Raw genomic sequence first — 24177 nt, 5'->3', positions numbered from 1 at the left:
ATAGGCTGGCGGCGTGACGACGACCGCTGAGCCGCTGCTCCCCGAGAGGCGTCGGCCGACCCTTCTCGACCGGTGGCACGCCCGCTTCAGCGGCGACCCGGCCTTCGCCCGACGGATGGCCTGGATCGCACCGCTGGTGATCACGCTGATCGCCGCCGTCCTGCGGATGTGGAACCTGGCTCATCCCCACGCCGTGGTCTTCGACGAGACCTATTACGTCAAGGACGCCTGGAGCCAATGGGTGCTCGGGTACGCCGCAACCTGGCCGGACGGCGCCGACGAACGCTTCCTCGCGGGCGAGACCGACATCTTCACGACGACGGGCAGCTTCGTCGTGCACCCCCCGCTCGGCAAGTACCTCATCGGTCTGCCGATGGCCCTGTTCGGCGCCGACTCGACCTTCGCCTGGCGCCTGGGCACGGCCCTCGCCGGCACGGCGTGCGTGCTCGTGCTCTACCTCCTCGCACGCAGCCTCACCGGTTCGATCGTCTTCGCGTCGCTGGCATCCGGCCTGCTCGCGATCGACGGCCTCGGGATCGTGATGAGCCGGGTGGCGCTGCTCGACATCTTCCTGACGTTGTTCACCCTGCTGGCGTTCTGGTTCGTCGTGCTGGACCGCGAACGCAGCCGGGTCGTTCTCGCCGAGCGCATCGCGGCGCGATGGGACGACGTCGGCGCCCCCGCCTGGGGACCGGTGCTGTGGAACCGCCCGTGGGTGATCGCCGCGGGTGCGGCGGCCGGCGCGGCGACCGCGGTGAAGTGGTCGGGCGTCTGGGTGCTGGCGGCGATCGGCATCTACCTCGTCGTCAGCGATGCCCTCGCCCGCCGCAGCGCCGGCATCCTGTTCTGGCCCGCCGACGCGACGGTCCGGCAAGGGGCGGTGTCGTTCGTGTTGCTCGTGCCGGTGGCGCTCGTGGTGTACCTCGCGTCGTGGACCGGCTGGTTCGTGACCGACGGCGGGTACGACCGGCACGCTGCGGACGCGAACCCCGCGACCGGATTCTGGTCATGGGTACCCCTGTCGCTGCAGAGCCTGTGGCGATATCACGAGTCGATGTACGGGTCGACGGCCGGGATGTCGACTCCCCACGCCTACGCGAGCCCCGCGGCGCAATGGCCGCTCCTTCTGCGCCCGACCTCGATGTACGCGGGCAGCACGCCCGGCGGAACCGGTTCGTGCACCGACCCCAACGGCTGCTGGGAGATCCTGTACAGCATGCCGAACCCCATCGTCTGGTGGGCGGGCGTCGCGAGCGTGCTGTACCTCGTCTACCTGTTGTTCCGCACCCGTGACGGCGCGTACGGCATCGTCCTGACCGGTGTCGTCGCGACGTACTCGCCGTGGCTGCTCTTCCCCGAGCGCACGATCTTCCAGTTCTACACGGTCCTGATCCAGCCGTTCCTCCTGCTCGCTCTGGTCTTCGTCATCCGATCGGCGGTCCGGTCCGCGCGTCGCGATCGAGGAACCACCCGCGGCGTCGAACGCGTCGTCGTCGTGTTCCTCGGCCTCGTCCTGGTCCTCGCCGCATTCTGGTTCCCGCTGTGGTCGGCGATCTCGGTGCCCTACGAGTTCTACCGGCTGCACAACTGGCTGCCCGGCTGGGTCTGACGCCCGCCGCGCGCGGCACCGTAGGCTAGGCGCGTGTTCCGCTACCCGACGCCCGACGACACCCGCGGCGCGGGGTTCGCGATGGTCACCGATCGCTTCGCCCTGCTGCTCGGTCCGGGTGCCGGCGAGGCGCTCGCCGCTGCGGTGTGGGAGGCGATGACGGGGAGGGATGCCGCGTTCGAGGACGTCCTCTCGGCGATCGCGGCCGTCGGCATCGGAGCCCTGCCCGATTTCGCCCTCGTCGAGGTCGTCGACGCCGGATCGAGCGCGGTCTCGGTCGCCGTCCGCGGCGCGGCCACGATCGACCTGCACGGTCCGCAGCGCAGCAGCTATGCCGGAACCGGGGTCGGGACCTGGGTCGAGGGATCGGCTCAGCACGTGGCGGGCATCTCGCTCGGGCTCGGCACCGAGCCCGGTCGCTCACTGCTCCCGATCGGTCGGGGCGTCGTCCGCACCGACGCCCTCGAATGGGGCGCGACCGCACGCGCCGCCGTCGCGGCGATCCCGGCTTCCGCAGCATCCTCCGCGGCCCCCGTTGCCGCGCTCGAAGACGCCGACCCGCTCGAGACCGTCGCCGTCGACCGACGCGCGCTGACCCCGCCCTTCGGGCCGCGACGGCGCCCGCAGCCCGAACCCGAGCCCGAACTGGTATCGGAACCGGAGTCGCCTCGGGAGGCGGAGGTCGACGACAGCACCGTCCTCGGGTCCCGTCGCGCCCCCGCCCCCGTAGCCGACGCACCCGCATCCCACCGGTATGTCCTGCGTCTCGAGCCCGGCGGCGACTACCCGCTCGACCGCCCCATCGTGCTGGGGAGGGCGCCCCGCGCGGCGCAGCATCCCGGCGCCCGGATCGTTGCCGTGCCCTCGCCCCGCAAAGAGGTGTCGGGAACTCACGTGGAGGTCCGGCTCGACGATGGCGCGCTCGTCGTGCGCGACCTCGGCTCGACCAACGGCACCATCGTGCGCGACGCTTCGGGCGAAGCCGGCCTGCTGCGGAGCGGCGCTGCCTCGCGCGTCTCCCCCGGGGCCGTGCTCGATCTCGGCGACGGGATCCGCGCGACTTTCGAGTCGCTCTCGTGAGGCGACGACAAGCGATTTCCCGGCCCGACCTCGGTGTGTTAGAAAAATCTCACCGGATTCGGATTCCGGGGGACGATGACATCGCGCCCCCGTTGACAGGGGGTGCATGACTGTGGCGTCGAGACTGCCCTCCGCGCCGCCCGGTCTTGCGGGATTCACCTACGTCCGCCCCCTCGGAACCGGTGGGTTCGCCGATGTCTTCCTCTTCGAGCAGAACCTCCCGCGCCGTCCTGTCGCCGTGAAGGTGCTCCTCGAGGACATCGTCGACGAGAGCCTGCTCCGCATGTTCAATGCCGAAGCGGACGTGATGGCGCGTCTGAGCTCGCATCCCTCGATCCTGACCATCTACGAGGCCTCGATCTCCTCCGATGGTCGGCCCTACATCGTGATGGAGTACTGCCCCACCTCCCTCACCAATCGCTACCGCCGCGAGGTGATCCCGGTCGCGGAGGTGCTGCAGCTCGGCGTGAAGATCGGCTCGGCGCTCGAGACCGCGCACCGTTCCGGACTGCTCCACCGCGACATCAAGCCGTCCAACATCCTCATCACGACCTTCGGCACTCCGGTGCTGTCGGATTTCGGCATCGCCGCCGCCATCTCGGGTCGTTCCGACGGCGACGAGGTGTTCGCGATGTCGGTGCCCTGGAGTGCTCCCGAGATCATCGACGAGCGCATCTCGGGCTCGGTGACGGCCGAGGTCTGGGGGCTCGGGGCGACGCTGTACTCACTCCTCGCCGGCCGCAGCCCGTTCGAGCGTGCCGGCAGCGGCCAGAACAGCCGCGAGCAGCTGAAGTCGCGCATCCGGAAAGCGTCGTACACACCGATCGGCCGCGGCGACGTGCCCGAGCGCCTGGAACAGGTCCTCGCACGCGCGATGAGTCGCGATCCGGGTGCGCGGCAAGCCACGGCAGCCGACCTCGCCCACGACCTGCAGCTCGTCCAGCACGAACTCGGACTGCCGCACACTCCGATGGAGGTCGCCGTCGACGAGTGGGCCGCGGCTGGCGCCAGCGTCGACTTCGCCGACGACCGTGCGCGCGGACCCGTCCGTCCGTCGGTGGCATACGAGTCGCGTCGCCCGGCGCGGGCAGCAAAGGCCGTCGACCGTCGCCCCGATGAGGGAACGATCCTCGCCGGGGCCGAGCCGACCCGCCGTCTCGGCACCGCCGCGCGGGTCGCGCTGATCGCCGGCGGCGCTCTGCTGGTGGCCGGAGCCGGAGCGGCGACGACGCTCCTCATCGTCGGCGGAGGGTTCTGAGATGGCGCGGCGCGAGAGCACGCGACCCCGCGTGCGCCGGACCACCTGGATCGCCGCGGGCGCGGTGACGGCGGTCCTCGCGGTCACGGCGACCCTGGCGGTCGTGTGGCCCGGATACGACGCGCAGCAGACGCCGCCCGACGACCCGACCGTGTGGGCGCTGCAGAACGGCGCCGGCAGCGGATACGCCCGTGTCAACCTCGAGCTCGGCGAGATCGACACCGTGAAGCAGGTCGACAACGGCAGTGCGGTCGCGCAGACGACGGACCGTCTGTTCGTCTACAGCGACGGCGCCTCCCAGTTCTCCGATGTCGACATGGGGCGTCCCGCCGACCTCACGGACGACGCGGAGGACGCCTTCACCCCGACGCCTCCGGGAACCGCCGACATCGCCGTGACCGGCGACGCGATCGCGTACCGGACGGACGCCGGCGCCGTGTTCGGGTCGAGCCTGTCCGGCGGCGGCGAAGGCATCCCGATCGATCCGTACGCCGACGCCGAGGTGCCCGACGGCGAGGAGCGGCCCCGCTTCGTCGCCACTGCCGTCGCCGTCGACGCGGCAGGCGTGGTGTACGCCTATTCGGCCGACGAGGGTCGTGTGGTCCGCGCGGACTCACGCACGGGCAGCATCCTCGGCGAAGACACCGGACCGGCGGAGCTCGAGACGGCGCAGCTCAGTGTCGTCGGAACCCGCTGGGTGCTCCTCGACGAAGGGACCGGCGACGTCTGGCTGCGCGGCCGCGACGAGCCCATCACGACCGACCTCGCCACCGGCGCGCGGCTGCAGGATGCCGCGCCCGACGGCGACCGCGCCTACATCGCCGACACCGAGGGCGTCGTCGCCGTCGACATCTCCGGCGGCACCGCATCGCGGGTGCTCGACCGCCCCGGCGCCGGCACCCCGGCCAAGCCGGCCGTGCTCGACACGACGGTGTACGCCGCGTGGCTCGGCGACGGTGAATCCGTCGGCTCGCTCTGGTCGAGCGCCGATCCCGGCGCCGTGACCGACCTGGATTACCGCGGCGCGGACATCGGCGACAACGTCGACCCCGCGTTCATCGGCAACGGCACCAGGCTCGCACTCAACGATCGCCGCTCCGGCTGGGTGTGGAACGTCCCGGACGGGGCCCTCATCGCATCGTCGCAGCAGTGGGACCTCGATCGCCAAGTTGAGGTCGAGCAGCAGGATGATGCCACCTCGGAGCGCGTGGTCGCCCCCAAGCCGCCGGTGGCCGTCGATGACGCGTTCGGCGTCCGCGCCGGCTCGGTGACGCTCCTGCCCGTCCTGCTCAACGACCACGACCCGAACGAGGATGTGCTGAGCATCGACCCGGCATCGCTCGAGAACCTCGATCCGGCATTCGGCACGGCCTCCATCACGGGCGCGCAGCAGCAGCTGACGGTCGCGGTCTCCCCCGAGGCCGCCGGCACGGCGACGCTCCGCTACCGCGTGACCGACGGCACTGCCGCCGACGGCCTGCTCTCCGAGGTCGCCACCGTCACCCTCACGGTCGTCCCCGACGATCAGAACAGCCCGCCGGTGTGGTGCGGCGTCGAGGGATGCCTCGCGACGTGGCCATCGCTCACGGTGGCTCCCGGCGGAACCGTCTCAGCGGAGCTGCTCGAGGGCTGGGTCGATCCGGAGGGCGATCCGGTCTTCCTCGCCGGCGCGACCAACGACACCGGCGTGGGAACCGTGACGACGTCGCCCGAGGGGACGCTCACTTACCAGCATCCCGATCCCAACACGACGGAGGGATTGGCCGTGACCATCACGGTCACGGTCTCCGACGCGCGCGGAGCGACGGTGACGCAGCCGCTCACGATCACCGTGACCCCGACGCCCGAGCTCACCGCTGAGTCGTTCGCCGTTACGGGAGTCGTCGGTGAGCCCCTGGATGTGTCCGTGGCGCCGTACGTCACCGGCGCCGCCGGGCCGGTCTCCCTCACCGGCGTCGTCCCGCTCAACGAGGCGCAGACGACGGCGGCGGCGAACCCCGCCGCCCTCAGCATGGTCGTGAGCGCCTCGGCCCCCGGTTCGTATCTCGTGCAGTACAACGTGCGGGATTCGCTGACAGAGGCCACCGCGATGGTGCGCGTCACGATGCTCGCGCCCGAATCCGCGGGCATCACGACCCCGCCTCTCACGGCGTTCGTGCGGCCGAACGAGGACGCGACCATCGACGTCGCCTCGGCGGTGTCGAACCCCGCCGGTTCGGTGCTGCTGCTCAGCGACATCCGCCCCGAGAGCGATCCCTTCGCATCACTGGGCGTCGACCTGGTCGGGCAGAGCCTGCTGCGGGTCAGCGGGACGACCGACTCGGGAGAGCCGGGGCGCCTCGGCGTCGTGCGGTATACCGTCTCGGACGGGACCGGCAGTGCAGCCGCGACAGCCCAGGGCGAGCTCACGGTGGTCCTGCTGCCCTCGGCCAGCGCCGAGCCTCCCATTGCCGTCGACGATGCTGTGACGGTGCGAGCGGGCACGCAGATCGACATCCCCGTGCTCGCGAACGACACGGCCCCGTCGGGCGCGCTCATCGCGATCGACCCGTCGTCGATCGTGAACGAGACCGGCGGCGGACTCGCCTTCGCCACCAGCCGCCTGCTGCGCTACCTCGCGCCCGAGCAGGCCGGGACGTACGCGCTCACCTACACGGTCTTCCGGCTGGGCTTCCCCGAGGTCACCGATACGGCGCGCGTGACGGTCACGGTCGTGGGCGACGAGTCGAATCAGGCTCCGCTCCCGCGCACGCTCGTCGGCCGTGTCCTCAGCGGGCAATCGGTCAGCATCCCCCTCGACGGTTACGCGGTCGACCCCGACGGCGACCCGGTCGTGCTCGATCGGATCGTCGCGCAGCCCGAGCAGGGGTCGGCGACGATCTCCGCAGACGGCTCGGCCATCATCTACACGAGCCCGGACGGCTTCAGCGGTCAGGTCAGGTTCCCGTACGCCGTCCGTGACCCCAGTGGCGCGACCGGCACCGCGGACGTCCGCGTCGGTGTCATCGACACGCAGACCGACCCGAGCCCGGTCACCTACAGCGACTACCTGCAGATGCAGGTCGGCGCCGAGAGCACGGCGGTCGTGCGGCCCACCGACAACGACATCGATCCCGCGGGGAGCGACCTCGAGCTGATCGGCGTCGCCCCCAACGCTCAGGAAGGCTCGAGCGAGTACGAGACCCTGCAGAGCCTGATCGGAACCGTCGACAACGGCGCCGTGACGTTGCGGGCCGGCGACGTGCTCGGCACCTTCTCGTACACCTACACCGTGAGGAACGAGCGCGGCGACACCGCCATCGGACTGATCGTCGTCAAGACGGTGCGCGAGCCGGTTCCCGACTATCCCGTCGTGCGCGACACCGTGCTGACGCTCGAGAACCGTGAGGACTTCCCGCAGGGCGTCGATGTCCTCGACGGACAGGTGTCGTGGAACACCGGCGACGCCTCGGGCTTGCGTCTCTCGCTCTGGGGCGAACCGACGGATCTCGACGTCGACGGCTGGAAGATCTCGGGTGAGCTGCCCGAGCGATCACGCCTCATCCCCTTCGAGGTCACCGGAACCGCCTTCGACGGCACCGAGGTCACGTCCTACGGATTCCTCCGTGTGCCCGGTGAGGCCGACGTCCGGCTCGCGCTGCGTGAAGGCTACCCGCCCCTGCAGGTGCGCGAGAAGGAAAGCGTCGAGGTCGACCTCGCCGACGCGGTGCGCGTGCCCCGCGGCGCGACCCTGGTCATCGACGACGGCATCCGCACGGGCGGCGCGCGCGGCGAAGCCGTCTGCAGCGTCGTATCGGGCACCACGATCCGTTACACCGCGGGCGCCGGTGCACCGTGGACCGACAGCTGCATCGTGCCGGCGCGGCTGAGCACGCAAGACGTCCCGACGTTCCTGACGCTCCGCGTGACCGTCGAGGCCGAGATCCCGCAGCCGACTCTGCGGAGCGCGTCGCTCACCGTGAGTCCCGGATCGACGCAGACCTACGACCTCGCGCAGATGGTCCAGTGGGCCGGCCGCGCCGACTGGGAGTCAGTCCGCTACGCCGGTTCGTACGGCGGAGACCAGTTCACCGTCACGGTCGACGGAAACACGGCGACGGTGACGGCAGCGGATGCCGCGCGCCCCGGTCGCCAGGAACCCGTCGCGATCTCGCTCCCGAGTCACTCCGACGCCGCACCGGCGAACCTCCTCCTGACCGTCGGTCCGGCACCGTCGACGCTCCCCAAGGGCGGGTCGGCGGTGCAGACCTGCTCGCAGTCCGGCGGCGCGACCTCGTGCACGATCGAAGTGATCGGCGGCGCCGGCGAAGTCAACCCGCTGCCCGGCACGCCCCTGAGGCTCGTCGGAGCCAGCGGCCCCGGCAACTGCACCGGGGTGTCCTTCTCCCGGGCGAGCGACACTGCGGTGCGCGCGACGTGGAGCTCGGATGCGCCGGGCGCGGCCGAGTGCACGGGGAGTTTCACCGTCGAGGACGCGCAGGGGCGGCAGTCCAGCGGTGCCCGCAACGGACAGGTCATCCTCGACCTGCAAGGCCTTCCGGCGAATCCCGCCCGCATGGAGTGGACCGCGTACACCGGCGACTCGGTGAGCCTGCGTGTGACCTCCGACGGCGGCTCCTACCCCGCGGTCCAGGGCTACCGCATCACGGCGGACGGTCGCGAGGTCGCCACGTGCCCAGCCTCCGGGTCGTGCTCGCCGATCTCCGCGCCCGTCGGCGAGAAGATCACCTACGAGGCCCGCGCGTACAGTTCGGTCGGCGAATCGCGCTCGACCGTCCGCGCGCAGGCCTGGGCCTACCGCCCGCCGGCACAGCCCGCCGGCTCGTCGTTCGAGCCGGTGCCCAACGGCCGCGACGGCGGACGCGCGACCATCACCGTGACGGGGCTGGATGCCACGACCGGCAGCGTTCGTCTGACGGGCGGGCGCGCCGGATCGGACACGCGTCCCGTCGTCGGCGGCACCGCGACCTTCACGAACTACGACGTCGGCTCCAACTCCGCGACCACGCTCACTGCGACGCCGCTGACGACCTTCGACCTGCCTCCCATCGCGGCGGGCTCGAGCGAAGGACAGTCGCGTGCCGTGACGGCGCACGGAGTCGGGGCCCCGGGCCTGACCCTGTCGGAGACCAACACGTCGAACTCGATGCGCGTGACCGCATCGGTGACCTCGAACGGCGATGGGACGCAGACCCTCATCGGCTTCAGCGACGTCTCGGCCGACGCATGCGTGCCCACCGGTTCGGCGACGAGTCAGCAGTTCGAAGCGCAGGCGTTCAAACGCAAGACGGTGTGGGCATGCGCTGAGCACACGTTCAACGGCAAGAAGGGCTTCGGCGTCACCGGCGCCGAGATCTCTGCGCGTCCCGTCGGCAACGTCGAGGCGCCGGACGGGATCACGTTCTCCGTGAACACGCGGCCGAACGGCGATGGGACGACGTACACCTATGACGCCCGGCTCAATCAGCCGACCAACCCCCCGTTTGACGACGCGCAGTTCCGCCTGCTGCAGGGTGGCAACCCGGCCCGCGACTTCGCGCCGAGTTACAACGGACCGGTGACTGGCTGGTCGGGACAGTGGTGCGACACGTTCCTCGGCTACCCGACCAATTGCTCGGATGCTTCACCCATCGGTCCTGCGTCGTCCACGGCTTCCTTCCCGGTTCAGGTGTCCGCGAACTCGCTACCGTCGTGCCGTTCGGATCAGACGTCGGTTCCGGCTTGGAATCCGCCCGGTCTCCCGTCGGGCACGTATTCGGTGGCCTCCGAGGCCGTCGGCGGCACGGGCGCGGTACGAAGCAACCGTTACACGATCACGTGGGCGGGGCCTTTGTCCAGCTTGCAGAAGCTCACCCTCGAACGCACCTGCGAGCAGATCGCCGCACCGGAACCGACTCCCACCGACCCCGCCGGCGGTGCCGGCGACGGCACCCCCTGACCCCCGCCGCACGGCGAAGCGAGAGGACCCCATGAGCATCACACCGGAGCAGACCTCCTGGTTCCAGGAGACGTTCGCGACGCTCGTCGACAACGTCGAGAAGGTCGTCCTCGGCAAGCGGCATGTCATCGAGCTCGCGTTCACCGCGATGGTCTCCGAGGGACACCTGCTGCTGGAGGACTACCCCGGCACCGGCAAGACCTCGCTCGCCCGCGCCATGGGGCAGACCGTGCAGGGCACGAGCAGCCGCATCCAGTTCACCCCCGACCTGCTGCCCGGCGATGTCACCGGCATCACGGTCTACGACCAGAGCCGCGGCGAGTTCGAGTTCCACCAGGGTCCGATCTTCGCCAACGTCGTGCTCGCCGACGAGATCAACCGCGCCTCGCCCAAGACGCAGTCGGCGCTGCTGGAGGTCATGGAAGAGGGCCAGGTCACCGTCGACGGCGTCAGCCGCCGGGTGGGTGTGCCCTTCCTCGTCGTCGCGACGCAGAACCCCGTCGAGCAGGCGGGCACCTACCGGCTGCCGGAGGCGCAGCTCGACCGCTTCCTGATGAAGACGACACTCGGGTATCCCGACCACGCGGCAACGGTGCGCATCCTCGAGGGTGCTGCCGAGACCCGCCGCGAGGTCTCCCCCGTCATCACCCCCCAGGGCGTCGTGAGCATGGCCGACATCGCGCGCGGGGTCTACCTCGACGCGCTCGTCCTCGACTACATCGCCCGTCTGATCGAGGCCACCCGCCTCGCCACCGAAGTGCGCCTCGGGGTGAGCGTCCGCGGCGCGATCGCGCTGACGAAGGCGGCGAAGACCTGGGCGATCGCCCACGGTCGCAGCTACGTCACGCCCGACGACGTGAAGGCCCTCGCCGAGCCGGTGCTCGCGCACCGGCTGATCCTCGACCCCGAGGCCGAGTTCGACGGTGTGACGGCCGGCGCCGTCATCGGGCAGGTGCTCCTCGACACGGTGCCGCCCAGCCAGAGAGAGACCGTGTGAGCTTCGACACCGAGTCCCGCCTCACCCGCACCTCCTTCTCGGAGGGCACGGGTTTCGCGCGCACGCGGTTCGGCACGACCGGCCGCACCACCGTGCTCGCGGTGCGCGGCGTGCAATCGTGGCGGCGTCTGCGACGCGCAGCCACGGCCACGGCGCGATGGATCTCCGAGACGGTCACGGTGGCCGGGTGGCTCATGGTCATCACCGCTGTCGTCGGGCTCGGTGTCGGACTGCCGCTCGGTCTCATGGAGCTCGCCGCCGCCGGTGTGGCGGCCCTCGTGCTCCTCGCATTGTCGGTGCCCTTCCTCTTCAGCGCACGCGCCTACCAGGTCGACCTGCAGCTCGAGCACGACCGGGTCGTCGCCGGAACGCAGGTCGAGGGGACGCTCGTCGTGACCAACGTCGGCACAGCGCCCGCCCTGCCCGGTCGCATCGACGTCCCGGTGGGCGACGGCATCGTCGATGTGCACGTTCCCCTGCTGCGCCACGGACACACCCACACCGAACAGGTCGTGGTGCCGACGCACCGGCGCGGCATCATCACGGTCGGCCCCGCTCGCACCGTGCGGGGCGACCCCCTCGGCATCCTCAAGCGGGAGGGGACGTGGGACGACGTGCACACGCTCTACATCCACCCCGTCACCACCACGCTGCGCAGCACCACGACCGGCTACATCCGCGATCTCGAGGGCAGCGCGTCGCGCACCGTCGTCGACGCGGACTTCTCCTTCCATGCCATCCGGCCGTATGTCGCCGGTGACTCGCAGCGCCAGATCCACTGGAAGTCGACGGCGAAGACCGGCACCCTCATGGTGCGCCAGTACGAGGAGACCCGGCGCAGTCGTATGGTCATCGCCCTCGCGGTCGGTGACGACGAGTACGCCTCCGACGAGGAGTTCGAGCTCGCCGTCAGCGCCGCCGCCTCACTCGGCATCCGCGGCATCCGCGACGGCCGCGACGTAGACGTCGTCGTCGGCGGCGAGGTGCCCGAGTTCGCACGTCGGCGCATCCGCACCATCCGCGAGCTCACCACCATCACGACCCGCACGCTGCTCGACGACCTCGCCGGGCTCGACCGCATCGAGCACGTCAGCCCCCTTCGCGATGCCGCGTCGCTCGCTGCGGAGAGCCACCCCGACGTGTCGATCGCGTTCCTCGTCTGCGGCTCGCCCCTGACCCCCGCGCAGCTGCAGTCCGCCGCGCTGGCCTTCCCCGCCGACGTCGGGGTCATCGCGGTGACCTGCTCACTCGAGGCCGAGCCCGGCTTCAAGGCCCTCGGGTCGATGTCGGTGCTCTCCATCGGGCTCCTCGACGACCTCCGTCAGCTGCTGTCGCGGGCGGCGCAGTCGTGAGCGCCCCGGCACGGCGCGACCTGCGGGCTCGACGCACCCCCCGAACCGCGTGGCGATTCCTCATCGCGCAGGCCGCGGTCCTCCTGCTCGTGATCTCCGTGGGCGCTCTCGCGGCCTGGCCGATCTATCGCAGCGCCGCGTTCGTCATCGTCGTCGTCGCCGCGATGCTCGCGGGGACGGCCCTCGCAGCAGCCGGCCTGCGCTGGCGCCTGAACGGCTGGTGGCTCGCGCTCGCGACGATCGCGACGTACGTCGTCCTCGGCCTCCCGCTCGCGGCCCCCGGGTCGCTCGGCTCGGTGTCTCAGGCCCTTCAGGGACTGCGAGGAGTCGTGACGGCCCCGGTCACCGGATGGAAGGACCTGCTGACGCTCGAGCTGCCGCTCGGCAGCTACCAGGCCACACTCGCACCGGCCTTTCTGGTCTTCCTCGCTGCGACGGTGCTCGCCCTCTCGATCGCGTGGCGGGGCGGACGATGGTGGCCGCTGGCCGTCGTCACAACACTCCTCCCGACCGTCTTCGGAATCGCCTTCGGCGCCACCGCACCGATGCCGGGCCTGAGCGTCGGGCCGGTGTCGCTGAGCCGGGAGGCGCTGGTCGGAATGGCCGCGCTCGTGATGGCTCTCGTCGCGATCGTGTGGCGCACCACGGCGGATCGTCGACGCGCGATAGCGGCCGCGACGGCCGCGACGGGGGTACGGAGCGGAAACCGCCCCATCCGAGGGCTCGCCGGCCGCGCCGCGACCGCGGCGGGAATGGTCGCCGTCGGGCTGGTCGCGGCGACCGTCGTCGCGCCGTGGGCGCTCGCCGGCACCTCGCGCGACGTTCTGCGAGCCGAGGTCGACCCGCGACTCGAGATCGCCGCCGAGCTGAGCCCCCTCGGGCAGTACCGCACCTGGTTCGGCGACGACCGGTTCGACCAGACGATGTTCCGTGTGGCCGCGCCGGCGGGTGTCGACCGCGTGCGCCTGGCCACGCTGCCGTACTACGACGGCCGGTCGGCCCGGGTCGTCGACCCCGCCGCGGCGCCGGGTGACGCGCGCTCCTCCTTCACCCGGGTTCCGTCGGCGCTGCCTGCCGACCCCGGTTCCGCGGCCGGTGCCGGGCGCATCGTCATCGAGGGGTGGAACGAGGTCTGGATGCCGACGCTCGGCGCCGTCACCTCGGTCGACTTCGACGGATCGGATGCCGCAACCCTCGCCGACGGCTTCTACTACAACGCCGAGACGGCCGCGGGGGTCCAGCTGGCCCCGCCGGGGCTCGCGCCCGGGGCGGAGTACCGACAGGGCACCGCGTATCGCGAGGATCCGCCGACTCTCGGCTCGCTCGAGCCGGCACGATCGGGTCCGACGCTCAGCGAGGATGTCGTGCCCGAGACTCTCGTGCGGTGGGTGGACGAGCACGCGAGCGGGTCCGGAGGCGCCGGCCTCGAACAGCTCGTGGAGCTGCTGCGCGCACGGGGCTTCCTCAGCCATGCGCTCACGATCGATCCGGCGGCACCGCCGGCGTGGACTGCCGAGCTGGGCGACTACGCGTTCCAGCCGAGCCGGGCCGGGCACTCCACCGATCGCATCGACCAGCTCTTCGCGGATCTCCTCGCACGCGAGGACGAGGTGGGCGGTGACGACGACGCGGCGCTGGTCGCCGCGGTCGGCGACGACGAGCAGTTCGCCGTGGCGGCGATGATGATCGCCGATCGGCTCGGCTTCGACGCCCGGATCGTCGTGGGCGCGCGGCTGGATTCGACCGACGACACGCTCACGACCTGTGACGAGGGGGTCTGCGCGGCAGGCGACGTCTCGGCCTGGCTGGAGGTACGCGGCGTCGGCCCCGAGTGGGTTGCCGTCGACGTCACTCCCCAGCACGCGGTGTTCCCCTCTCCCGATACGCAGCAGCGGCAGGACCCGAAGATCCCGACCGACGTGCGACAGGAGCAGGCCGAGACGGTGCAGCCCGCCGACGCCAATCCGAGCGACGGCGGGCGGAGTCCGAACGACGATTCCGCAACCTCGCAGGACCTCACCGCCCTGTGGACGGCGCTTCGCATCGGCGGGGTCTCGCTGCTCGTCCTGCTGCTGCTCTTCGGACCGTTCGCGCTCATCGTGCTGGTCAAGCTTGCGCGGCGCCGCGGTCGCCGCACGAGCACCGACCCGGTCGCGCGATTCACCGGCGGCTGGCAGGAGTTCGTCGATTCCGCGGTCGACCACGGTCTCCCCGGCCCCGGCTCACGGACGCGGCACGAGCTCGTCACGGCGTACGGCGGTTCGGCCGGAGCAGCCGAGCTGGCGACGCTCGCGGACCGTTCCGTGTTCGATGTCGCACCGCCCGATGAGGACGACGCCGATCGCTTCTGGCGGATCGTCGAGTCGGAGCGCTCGCGGCTCGACGAGGGGCTGAGCTTCTGGGCTCGGCTGCGCGCGCGGGTGTCGCTGCGTTCGCTGATGCGACGGGAACGTCGCATCAGCCGTGCGCAACGACTGCCGCGCAGCCGACGGGATCGATAAGGTGGCACGCGGCACGCGCGGGATGCACCGCGCTCGAGGGCAGGAGAACAGGTGAAGGCACACGGCTTCACGATCGACGCTGCGACGACCGTCATGGCGCTCGGCGGTGGGAACGGCGGGCCCTCGGGCGCGTTCGCGGCGCTCGGAATCGTCCAGGTGGTGCTCGGCATCGGCATCTATGTGTGGACCGCGCTCGCGCTGACGGCGGTGTTCCGCAAGACCGGTGTCGATCCCTGGCGGGCGTGGGTCCCGGTGCTCAACTTCTGGGAGCTCTACGTCCTCGCCGGAATGCGCGGCTGGTGGGCGGCGGTGCTGGCAGGCGGTGCCGTGCTGGTCACGATCATCTCGGGGGTCGTCGCCGGGGTTTTCGCCGGGATCGCCCTCAACGCCGGCTTCGGCGGCGACGCGGGCAGCGCCGCCGGCGCCCTGGCTGCCGCGGCGGTCGTGCCCGCTCTCATCTGGCTGGGCTTCCTCGCCTTCGCGCTGGTGATCCAGATCCGCATGCTGCGCTCCCTGTGCCGCGGGTTCGGCCTGGGCACGGGGTTCGTCGTGCTGGGCGCCCTGCTCTTCCCGGTGTGGGCGAGCGTCGTCGGGTGGGGTTCCGCCCGGTGGCTCGGCCGCGAGGCGCCCGCCGAGCCGGCGCCCTTCCGCAGTCCCCCGACGGATGCCGGTGTCCCGTCCGCCCCGGCCACGGCCGCTCTCGCGTCGCCCGCGCCGGCCGCGCCACCGGCACCGCCGCTCTTCGCTCCCGCGAGCGCCGCACCGTCGAACGCCGCGCCCGGCGTGCCGACGCCCGCCGCCCCCGCAGCCGAGCCGATCAGCGCGAGCCCCTGGGCTCCGCCGCCTCCGCCCGCCGGGCCCGGCGTTGCGGATCCGGCCCCCCAGTCGTGGTCCGCTCCGACGGCTTCGCCTTCGCCGGCACCGCAGCCGGTTGCGGCACCGGTCGCGCAGGCCGCCCCGGTGGCCGCCCCGGTGGCCGCGCCCGTCGACGATGAGGCGGATGTCGATGAGCGCACCGTGCTCGCGGCCCGCCGCGGACCGCAGGCCACGCTCCGTCTGCCGAACGGGTCGTCCGTCGCGCTCTCCGCTGCGGCCGTCGTCCTCGGCCGGAACCCGGTCGCCCCCGACGCAGCGCCCGACGCGCAGATCATCGCGATCGACGATGTCACCCGCACGGTGTCGAAGACGCACGCGCTGTTGCAGCACACCGGTACGGTCTGGACGATCACCGACCTGGCGTCCACCAACGGCGTCTTCGTCGGTCCCGACGATGTCGAGGCTTCCGGGCCTACGCCGGTATCGGGCGTCTTCCACTTGGGCGACGCCGAGCTCCAGCTCACCGAGGCCTGATGACCACCGCCACTCCTCCGATCGACGTCCATGTGACCAGCGGCAGCCGCACCGACACGGGGCGCCGCCGGTCGGTGAACGAGGACGCTCTGCTGGCCGAGTACCCCGTGTTCGTCGTGGCCGACGGCATGGGCGGACATGATGCCGGCGATCGCGCATCTGCCGCGGTCATCGAGGTGTTCCGGCCGCTCGTGGGCCGCGACGACCTGCGCCCCGAGGAGGTCGCCGACGCTGTCGAACGGGCCCATTCCGCGGTGTCCGTCGTCGCCGCCGGAACCTCCCGCGGTGCGGGCTCGACCCTGTCCGGCGTCGTCGCCGTGCAGCAGGGCGGGGTGCGGCGCTGGCTCATCGTCAACGTCGGCGACTCGCGCGTCTACCGTCTGCTCGCCGAGCGCCTCGAGCAGTTGACGATCGACCACTCGGTCGCGCAGGAGCTCGTGGATGCCGGGCAGCTGACCCGTGATCAGATGTCGACGTACGAGGGCCGGAACGTCATCACCCGAGCGATCGGCGGCGAGCGCAGCCGCGCCGATTTCTGGCTCATCCCGATCGTCACCGGTGAGCGCATCGTCGTCTGCTCCGACGGGCTCACCGGAGAGCTCTCCGACGAGGCTCTTCGCGCGGGGCTCATGATGGGCGGCTCCCCCGCGCAGACCGCGGAGTCCCTCGTCACGCAGGCCTTGGCTCACGGCGGCCGCGACAACATCAGCACGATCGTCCTGGACGTCGTCGCCGGCGGCATCAGTCCTCGGCTCGAGGACACGACCGGCGGCTTCATGAACAGCGAGTCCGTCACCGCGACGGTCGAGGTCGCCACGGCGCGCTCTCGACGCCGCCGAGCGGACCATGGCTGAGCTGCGTCGTCGGTCCCGCCCGCCGGTCCCGGTCCCTGCGGCCATCGACGGCCGGAACCCCGACCGAGTGCTGTCGTCGAGCGACCGCGCGGACGTTCACCTGTACCGGGATGCCGCCGGCAGGAAGCCGGTAGCGGTCAAGGTCTTCCGCCATCCGCTCGGCGAGCGCGAGCGCACGGCGTTCGCCGCAGCCGCCGCGCGCTTGATCGCCCTGACGACGCATCCGAGCGCGGCGACGGTACACTCCGCTGACACGACCGACGACGGCAGACCGTACCTCGTCATGGAGTACTGCTCGCGCGCTGCCCTCGCCGAGACCGCCTCGCGGCGTCCGATGAGCGTGCCCGAGACCCTCCGGCTGCTCGTCCGCCTCTGCGGCGCTGTCGAGACCGCCCACAGGAGCGGAATCGCCCACGGCCGCATCCGTATCGAGAACGTTCTGACGACCGATTACGGCTGGCCCGCCATGATCGGCTTCGACAGTGACGATCTGCTTCTTCGCGACAGGCATGACCTGTCGCCTCGTGCGCGAGCCACCGATGTGCACGGCCTCGCCGCGGCGGCCGCCGAGCTTTTGACGGGGCGCCCCGTGGCCGACACGGCATCGCCGCTCGAGGGGGTCGACTCGGTTCCTGCCGAACTGGAGACGCTCGTCCTCGCGACCCTCGAGTCGACGGAGGCGGGGCGAGGTCCGTCTGCCGCCGAGTTCGGTCTCGAGCTGCAGCGCATCGAGTCGGACTGTCACCTCCCGGTCACGCACCTCGACGTCCGTGAGCCGGTCGAAGAGGACGCTGCGGCTGCGCCTACGCCCGATGAGGACGAGCGGACCGTGCTGGCGAGTCGGCGCCGACCCGAAGGCGACGACGACGACGCCGACCACACCGTGCTCGCCGACCGCACCGTGCTCACCGACCGCACCGTGCTCGCCGACCGCACCGTGCTCGCCGAACGCCGCCGCGCCCCGGTCGACGACGATTCCGACGAGCGCACCGTGCTGGCCGCGCGGCGCACCGGCCCCGACGACGACCGCACCGCTCTGGCCGTCCGTCGCACCGCCGAGGCTGACGACCGCACCGTCCTGTCGGCCCGGAGCAGCGACCCCGACGACGATCACACGCGTCTGGTGTCGCGGTCCCTCCCCGGCGCGCAGGGATCCCGGCCGCCGCAGGACCTCCCCCTGGCTGGTCCCGACAGCGAGCCGACGACCCTCGTGCGGCGAGCGCTGCGCGATGAGGTGGTGCGCGGCCGAGTGGACACCGAGCGTCTCGCGGTCGGGCCGGATGCCGACGGCGAGCGCTACCGGGCCCGCGCGCCGCGCGAGGTCCCGGAGGTCGCGCGCGTCCGCGTGGAGGCGCCCGTCCGCCAGCCCGCGGCGACCGCCGCGAAGCGCCGCGGGAACGGCACGGTCATCGCGGTCGTCGGGGCCGGGGTCATCCTCCTCGGCGCCGCCGCGACGGCCATCGTGATGATCATCGGAGGAGGAGCATGACAGCCATCGAGCACGACACCGACGAGCACGACCGCGAGGAGGTGGGCACCGCTGCCGGCGAGACCGCCGAGAGCGTAGCGATCGAGTTCTGCGGCGAGTGGTTCCGTCCGGTCGCGGGGACCACCTACGCGATCGGCCGCGACGCCGACCTCGTCATCGACACCAACCCGTACCTGCACCGTCGGCTGCTCGCCATCGATGCCGAGCACGGCCTGTGGTGGCTGTCGAACATCGGACAGTCGATCTCCGTCAGTCTCGCCACTCCCGACGGCGCCTATCAGGCCGTACTCGGCCCGGGAGCGCGGGTTCCCCTCGTGTTCCCCGCTCTCGTGGTCATGTTCACGGCCGGCGCGTACACCTACGAGCTGACGGTCCACACCGACGGGTCTCGATTCACCGTCCGTGACAGCTTCCCTCGCACGACGGACGACCACGTCGGCACGACGACCGTGGGCGCCGTCGCGCTGACCTCCAGCCAGCGTCTGCTGCTGCTGGCCATGTGCGAGCCGATCCTCCGGGGAGGCATGGTCGGCTCGAGCCAGGTGCCGACGTCGGCTGCGGCGGCGGAGCGTCTCGGCTGGCCGCTGACGACCTTCAACCGCAAGCTCGACAACGTCTGCGACAAGCTCGACCGTGAGGGCGTGCGCGGCCTCCGCGGCGGCGTGGGCAAGCTGGCCACCAATCGGCGGGCGCGACTCGTCGAGCACGCGGTGCTCTCACGCCTCGTGACCGCCGCAGATCTGCCACTGCTCGACGAGATCCGCAGCGAACAGGCCTGAACCGCGCCGCAGCGCCGTACGATGGAGGGCTGTGTCCTCGCCCGCCCCTGTGATCTCCTTCCCGCCTGAGCTGCCCGTCAGCGGGGCACGGGAAGAGATCGCGCGCGCCATCCGAGACCACCAGGTCGTGATCGTCGCGGGTGCCACCGGGTCGGGCAAGACCACTCAGCTGCCGAAGATCTGTCTCGAGCTCGGACGCACGAGCATCGCCCACACTCAGCCGCGTCGGATCGCCGCGCGGACGGTGGCCGAGCGCATCGCCGCCGAGATGGAGGTGCCCCTCGGCGGCGCCGTCGGCTACAAGGTCCGGTTCACCGACCAGGTCTCCGCCGACACGCAGGTGGCGCTGGTCACCGACGGCATCCTGCTCAACGAGATCCACCGCGACCGGATGCTGCGCCGGTACGACACGATCATCATCGACGAAGCGCACGAGCGTTCGCTCAACATCGACTTCCTCCTCGGCTATCTGCGCCGCATCCTCCCCCGCCGCCCCGACCTGAAGGTCATCGTCACCTCGGCGACGATCGATCCGGAGAGCTTCGCCGCGCATTTCGCCGACGCCCAGGGCGCCCCCGCGCCGATCATCGAGGTCTCGGGTCGCACCTACCCCGTCGAGGTGCGGTACCGGCCGCACGACGACAACGGTGAGGACGAGACGACCGCAGACGATGTCGACGGGCTCATCGCGGCCCTGCGGGAACTCGACCGCGAGGCCGACGGCGATGTGCTGGTCTTCCTCCCCGGCGAGGCGGAGATCCGCGACGCGATGGACGCCGTGCGCTCCGCGTACGCGAAAGACGCACGCCCCACCGAGGTGCTCCCCCTGTACGGGCGACTCTCCGCCGCGGAACAGCACCGCGTCTTCGAGCCCTCGCGGGTCGCCGGAGTCCGGCGCCGGGTCATCCTCGCGACCAACGTCGCCGAGACGAGCCTCACCGTCCCCGGCATCCGCTACGTCGTCGACGCCGGAACGGCGCGCATCTCGCGCTACAGCCACCGGTCGAAGATCCAGCGGCTGCCGATCGAGGCCGTGTCGCAGGCCTCCGCGCAGCAGCGCGCCGGGCGTGCCGGCCGAACCTCGGCGGGTATCGCGATCCGCCTCTACGCCGAGGACGATTTCATCTCGCGACCCGAGTTCACCGAGCCGGAGATCCTGCGGACATCGCTCGCGTCGGTGGTGCTGCAGATGCTCGCGCTCGGGTTCGGCGACATCGCCGACTTCCCGTTCCTGACGCCGCCGGACTCCCGCGGTGTGAAGGCGGCCTTCGATCTGCTCGTGGAGCTGCGGGCGGTGCGCCGCGACGAGAAGGGCGCCTGGCGCCTGACGGACACCGGCCGCGAGATCTCGCGTCTTCCGATCGATCCGCGTTTCGCGCGCATGCTCGTCGAGGCACGCACCCTCGGCGTGACGCGCGACGTCCTCGCGATCGTGGCGGGCATGTCGATTCAGGACGTGCGGGAGCGCCCCGAAGAGCGGCGCGAGGAAGCCGACCGGCTGCATGCCCGGTTCACCGATCCGACGAGCGACTTCCTGACGCTGCTCAATCTGTGGAACCACCTGCAGGACCAGCAGCGCGAGCTCGGTTCCAGCGCGTTCCGCCGCACCTGCCGCGCGGAACACCTGAACTACGTCCGCGTGCGGGAATGGTTCGACGTCCACCGCCAGCTGAGCGCGCTCGCCCGCGGAGACCGCGACCGCGGGAAGCGCGGACGCGACGAGCCCATCGCGACGACGGGCGCCGCGCATCCCGACCGTGTGCACCGTGCGATCCTGGCCGGTCTCCTCTCGCAGATCGGCATCCTCGACACCCGGAGCACCTCGGCCACGCGGACCGCGGCCGGTCGAAGCGGCGGCGGCAAGCCCCAGCGCCCCCGTGCCGAGTACCGCGGCGCCCGCGGCGCGAAGTTCGCGATCTTCCCCGGCTCGGGTCTGCGCAAGGCGTCACCGGACGCCGTGATGGCAGCCGAGCTCGTCGAGACCTCGCGCCTGTACGCCCGTACGGTGGCGGCGATCGACCCCGCGTGGGCCGAAGAACTCGCCGGAGACCTCGCGCACCGCTCGATGAGCGACCCGCACTGGTCGAAGGATGCCGGAGCCGCCGTCGCCGCCGAGAAGGTCACCCTCTTCGGGGTCGAGATCGTGCCGCGTCGGCGAGTGCAGCTGGCCGGGCGCGACCGTGAGCTCGCCCGCGAGCTGTTCCTCCGGCACGCGCTCGTCGAGGGCGACTGGAACTCCGCGCACCTCGACAAGCGCCTGACGGCGTTCGAGCGCCGCAACCTCGAGCTGCGGCGACGCCTGGAGAAGATCGAGGAACGCGAACGGCGTCGCGACATCCTCGTGGGCGACGAAGCGGTGTTCGCGTTCTACGACGCCCGCATCCCGCGCGACGTGTTCGATGTCCGATCCTTCGAAGCGTGGTGGCGCGACGCCGCCGCCCGCACGCCGCGTCTGCTCGACATGACCGAGAGCGACCTCGCCGGGGACGCCGCGGGCAGCGACGAGCGCGCCTTCCCCGCCCGCTGGCGCCAGGGCGATCAGGTGCTGTCGCTCGCGTACCGCTTCGAACCCGGCGCGCCCGACGACGGCGTCAGCGTGGTCGTCCCCCTCGCGCTGCTCGCCTCGCTCCGCCCGGACGGGTTCGACTGGCAGGTGCCGGGGCTGCGCGACGAGTTGATCGCGGGCCTCCTGCGCGCTCTCCCCAAGGCGATCCGCCGGCACGTCGTGCCCGCCGCGGACTGGGCTTCCCGGTTCGCCGAGGAACTCGCCGGCGATGGACCCGAGTCGCGGAACGGCCTGCCCGCCCTGACGCTGCGCGACGCGCTCGCTGCGCGCATCCAGCGGGTCGCGAATCAGCCGGTCACGTCATCGGACTTCGACCTCGAACGCGTGCCGGCGCACCTGTCGATGTCTTTCCGCGCCGTCGACGAGCGCGGGCGCCCGCTCGGCTCGTCGCGCGACCTCGCCGAGCTGCAGCAGCGACTCGCGAACCGCAGCCGGGCCTCCGTCGCCCGCTCCCTCGCGAAGGCCGCCCCGCGTCCCGGCGCGCAGCCCGCCGCGGCGTCACCGGCCGCGCCGACGGGTGCCGGACCGGAAGGCGACCAGCGGACCGGGATCGTCGAGCGGACCGGCCTGACCGACTGGACCTTCGGCGATCTTCCCGAGCTCGTCGACACCAGGGTCGCCGGCGGCGTCGTGCGGGGCTATCCCGCCCTCGTCGACGAGGGAGCATCCGTCGCCCTGCGCATCGAGGCGACCCCCGAGCGGGCCCATCGCCTGACCCGCGCGGGCGTCAGGCGACTCGTCCTGCTCTCCGGCCCCTCTTCGGCCACGTACGTCCTCGACCACCTCACTGCGCCCGAGAAGCTCGCGCTCGCGGCATCCCCGTACGCGTCGGCGAAGGCTCTCATCGAGGATGCGCGTGTCGCTGTCGCGGATGCTGTCATCGACCGCACCGCGGCATCCGTCCGCACGCCGGCGCAGTTCCAGGCGGTGCGCGCCGCGTTCTCGGCGGCCGTGGTCGAGGAGCTGTTCCAGACCGTCTCGCTGAGCGCGCGGATCCTCACCCTTCAGCGCGACGTCGAGCGGGCGATCCGCAAGGAGAACTCGATGGTCCTGCTCGCCGCTCTCGGCGACGTGAAGCAGCAACTGGCCGGCCTGGTGTTCCCCGGCTTCCTGTCGCGGACCGGCACGTCCCGGCTCGCGCACCTGCCGCGGTACCTCCAGGGCGCTCTCGAACGGGTGTCGTCCCTGAGCGACAACCCCGGACGCGACCGGCAGCGCCTCACCGAGTACGAGCGCGCCGCGACGCTGTTCACCGAAGCAGGCGGGACGATCCCACCATCGGACGACGCTCCGCCGAACCTGCGACACGCACGCTGGCTGCTGGAGGAGTACCGCGTCAGCCTCTTCGCACAGCGTCTCGGCACCGCCGAGCCCGTGTCTATCCAGCGGATCACGAAGACGCTGGCCGGCACGGGCTGATCAGTCGGTAGCGTGGCCCCATGGCTCACGCAGTGACGTATTCCGAGTTCGGCGGACCCGAGGTCCTCTCCCTCAGCGACATCGAGGTGCCCGCTCCGGGCCCCGGTCAGGTGGGTGTACGCGTGACAGCGGCCGGTGTGAACCCGATCGACCACAAGCTGCGGGCGGGCCTGCGGCCGTCGGCCACGATCTCGAAGCCGCGGCGCGTCGGTAATGACGGCGCCGGCGTTGTCACGGCGGTCGGCGCGGATGTCGACGGCTTCCGTGTCGGGGACGAGGTCGTGGTCTTCGGGGCGAGCGGTGTCTATGCGACCGACATCGTCGTCACGCCCGACAAGCTGACGCCGCTCCCCGCCGGGGTCTCCCCCGCGGTCGGGGCCGCTCTCGGCATCCCCGTGGCGACGGCGTATCAGTCGCTGCGCTCGCTCGACGTCGGACCCGCCGACACCCTGCTGCTGCACGGCGGCAGCGGCTCGGTCGGTCAGGCGGCGATCCAGTTCGCCCGGCTGAGGGGAGCTGCTGTCATCGCCACGGCGAGCGAGGCCCGCTCGGACCGTGTCCGCGATCTTGGCGCGACGCCCGTCGGGTACGGCGACGGCCTCGCCGACCGTGTCCGCGCGGCCGCCCCGCAGGGGGTGACCGTGGCCCTCGACTGCGCCGGCACCGACGAGGCGCTCGACGTCTCGCTCGAGCTGGTCGCCGACCGCTCCCGCATCGCGACGATCGTGCGCGGAGCGGATGCCGCGGGGCTCGGCATCCGCGCGTTCTCCGGGGGAAGCCCCGAGCCGCTCACCGAGCAGCAGGTGGCCTGGCGGGCCGAGGCGATCCCGGTGGCCGCGGCGCTGCTCGCCGCCGGCGCCTTCCGCGTCGAGCTCGGACCCGAACTGCCCCTCGCCGAGGCCGCAGAGGCGCACCGTCTCGTCGCCGCGCACACTCCGGGCAAGATCACGCTCCTGCCCTGACCGGCAGCTCCCCCGACCACAGC

General features: G+C 71.7%; 13 protein-coding genes. All 13 read left to right on the top strand.

Annotated elements, in window-relative coordinates:
• Positions 1 to 13 precede the first annotated feature (13 nt).
• The 13 genes from ACLBWJ_RS00145 to ACLBWJ_RS00085 all read left to right on the top strand — a co-directional run bounded on the left by ACLBWJ_RS00145 (position 14) and on the right by ACLBWJ_RS00085 (position 24154).
• Positions 14 to 1609, top strand: coding sequence for a dolichyl-phosphate-mannose--protein mannosyltransferase (locus ACLBWJ_RS00145; RefSeq protein ID WP_354450483.1), 1596 nt, complete (start codon positions 14 to 16; stop codon positions 1607 to 1609).
• Between the two features lie 33 nt (positions 1610 to 1642).
• The gene (locus ACLBWJ_RS00140) at positions 1643 to 2689 is read left to right on the top strand and encodes an FHA domain-containing protein (protein WP_269266051.1); all 1047 of its coding nucleotides are present in this window, start codon (positions 1643 to 1645) and stop codon (positions 2687 to 2689) included.
• 106 nt (positions 2690 to 2795) lie between these two features.
• Positions 2796 to 3947, top strand: a complete 1152-nt coding sequence (locus tag ACLBWJ_RS00135; protein WP_274179555.1) for a serine/threonine-protein kinase — start codon at positions 2796 to 2798, stop codon at positions 3945 to 3947.
• A 1-nt stretch (position 3948) separates the two neighbouring features.
• The gene (locus tag ACLBWJ_RS00130; protein WP_447659560.1) at positions 3949 to 9885 is read left to right on the top strand and encodes an Ig-like domain-containing protein; all 5937 of its coding nucleotides are present in this window, start codon (positions 3949 to 3951) and stop codon (positions 9883 to 9885) included.
• Between the two features lie 31 nt (positions 9886 to 9916).
• Entirely contained in the window at positions 9917 to 10882 is a 966-nt protein-coding gene (locus ACLBWJ_RS00125; protein ID WP_274179557.1) for an AAA family ATPase, read from the top strand.
• Positions 10879 to 12234, top strand: a complete 1356-nt coding sequence (locus ACLBWJ_RS00120; protein ID WP_282501053.1) for a DUF58 domain-containing protein — start codon at positions 10879 to 10881, stop codon at positions 12232 to 12234. Before ACLBWJ_RS00125 ends, ACLBWJ_RS00120 begins: the two co-directional genes overlap by 4 nt.
• On the top strand, positions 12231 to 14735 hold the full coding sequence (locus ACLBWJ_RS00115; protein ID WP_323985837.1) for a transglutaminase domain-containing protein: 2505 nt from the start codon (positions 12231 to 12233) through the stop codon (positions 14733 to 14735). Before ACLBWJ_RS00120 ends, ACLBWJ_RS00115 begins: the two co-directional genes overlap by 4 nt.
• 51 nt (positions 14736 to 14786) lie before the next feature.
• On the top strand, positions 14787 to 16085 hold the full coding sequence (locus tag ACLBWJ_RS00110) for an FHA domain-containing protein (protein ID WP_323985839.1): 1299 nt from the start codon (positions 14787 to 14789) through the stop codon (positions 16083 to 16085).
• Positions 16085 to 16939, top strand: a complete 855-nt coding sequence (locus tag ACLBWJ_RS00105; RefSeq protein ID WP_269266044.1) for a PP2C family protein-serine/threonine phosphatase — start codon at positions 16085 to 16087, stop codon at positions 16937 to 16939. Before ACLBWJ_RS00110 ends, ACLBWJ_RS00105 begins: the two co-directional genes overlap by 1 nt.
• Entirely contained in the window at positions 16932 to 18428 is a 1497-nt protein-coding gene (locus tag ACLBWJ_RS00100; protein WP_447659559.1) for a protein kinase, read from the top strand. Before ACLBWJ_RS00105 ends, ACLBWJ_RS00100 begins: the two co-directional genes overlap by 8 nt.
• Positions 18425 to 19207, top strand: a complete 783-nt coding sequence (locus ACLBWJ_RS00095; RefSeq protein ID WP_447659558.1) for a hypothetical protein — start codon at positions 18425 to 18427, stop codon at positions 19205 to 19207. Before ACLBWJ_RS00100 ends, ACLBWJ_RS00095 begins: the two co-directional genes overlap by 4 nt.
• A gap of 31 nt (positions 19208 to 19238) precedes the next feature.
• Positions 19239 to 23192, top strand: coding sequence for an ATP-dependent RNA helicase HrpA (hrpA, locus tag ACLBWJ_RS00090; RefSeq protein WP_447659557.1), 3954 nt, complete (start codon positions 19239 to 19241; stop codon positions 23190 to 23192).
• A 20-nt stretch (positions 23193 to 23212) separates the two neighbouring features.
• Positions 23213 to 24154, top strand: coding sequence for a quinone oxidoreductase family protein (locus ACLBWJ_RS00085; protein WP_282501059.1), 942 nt, complete (start codon positions 23213 to 23215; stop codon positions 24152 to 24154).
• The last annotated feature ends 23 nt before the right edge of the window (positions 24155 to 24177 follow it).

This window comes from Microbacterium sp. M4A5_1d (genome assembly GCF_053345465.1).
This window is presented reverse-complemented; position numbering and strand designations above follow the sequence as displayed.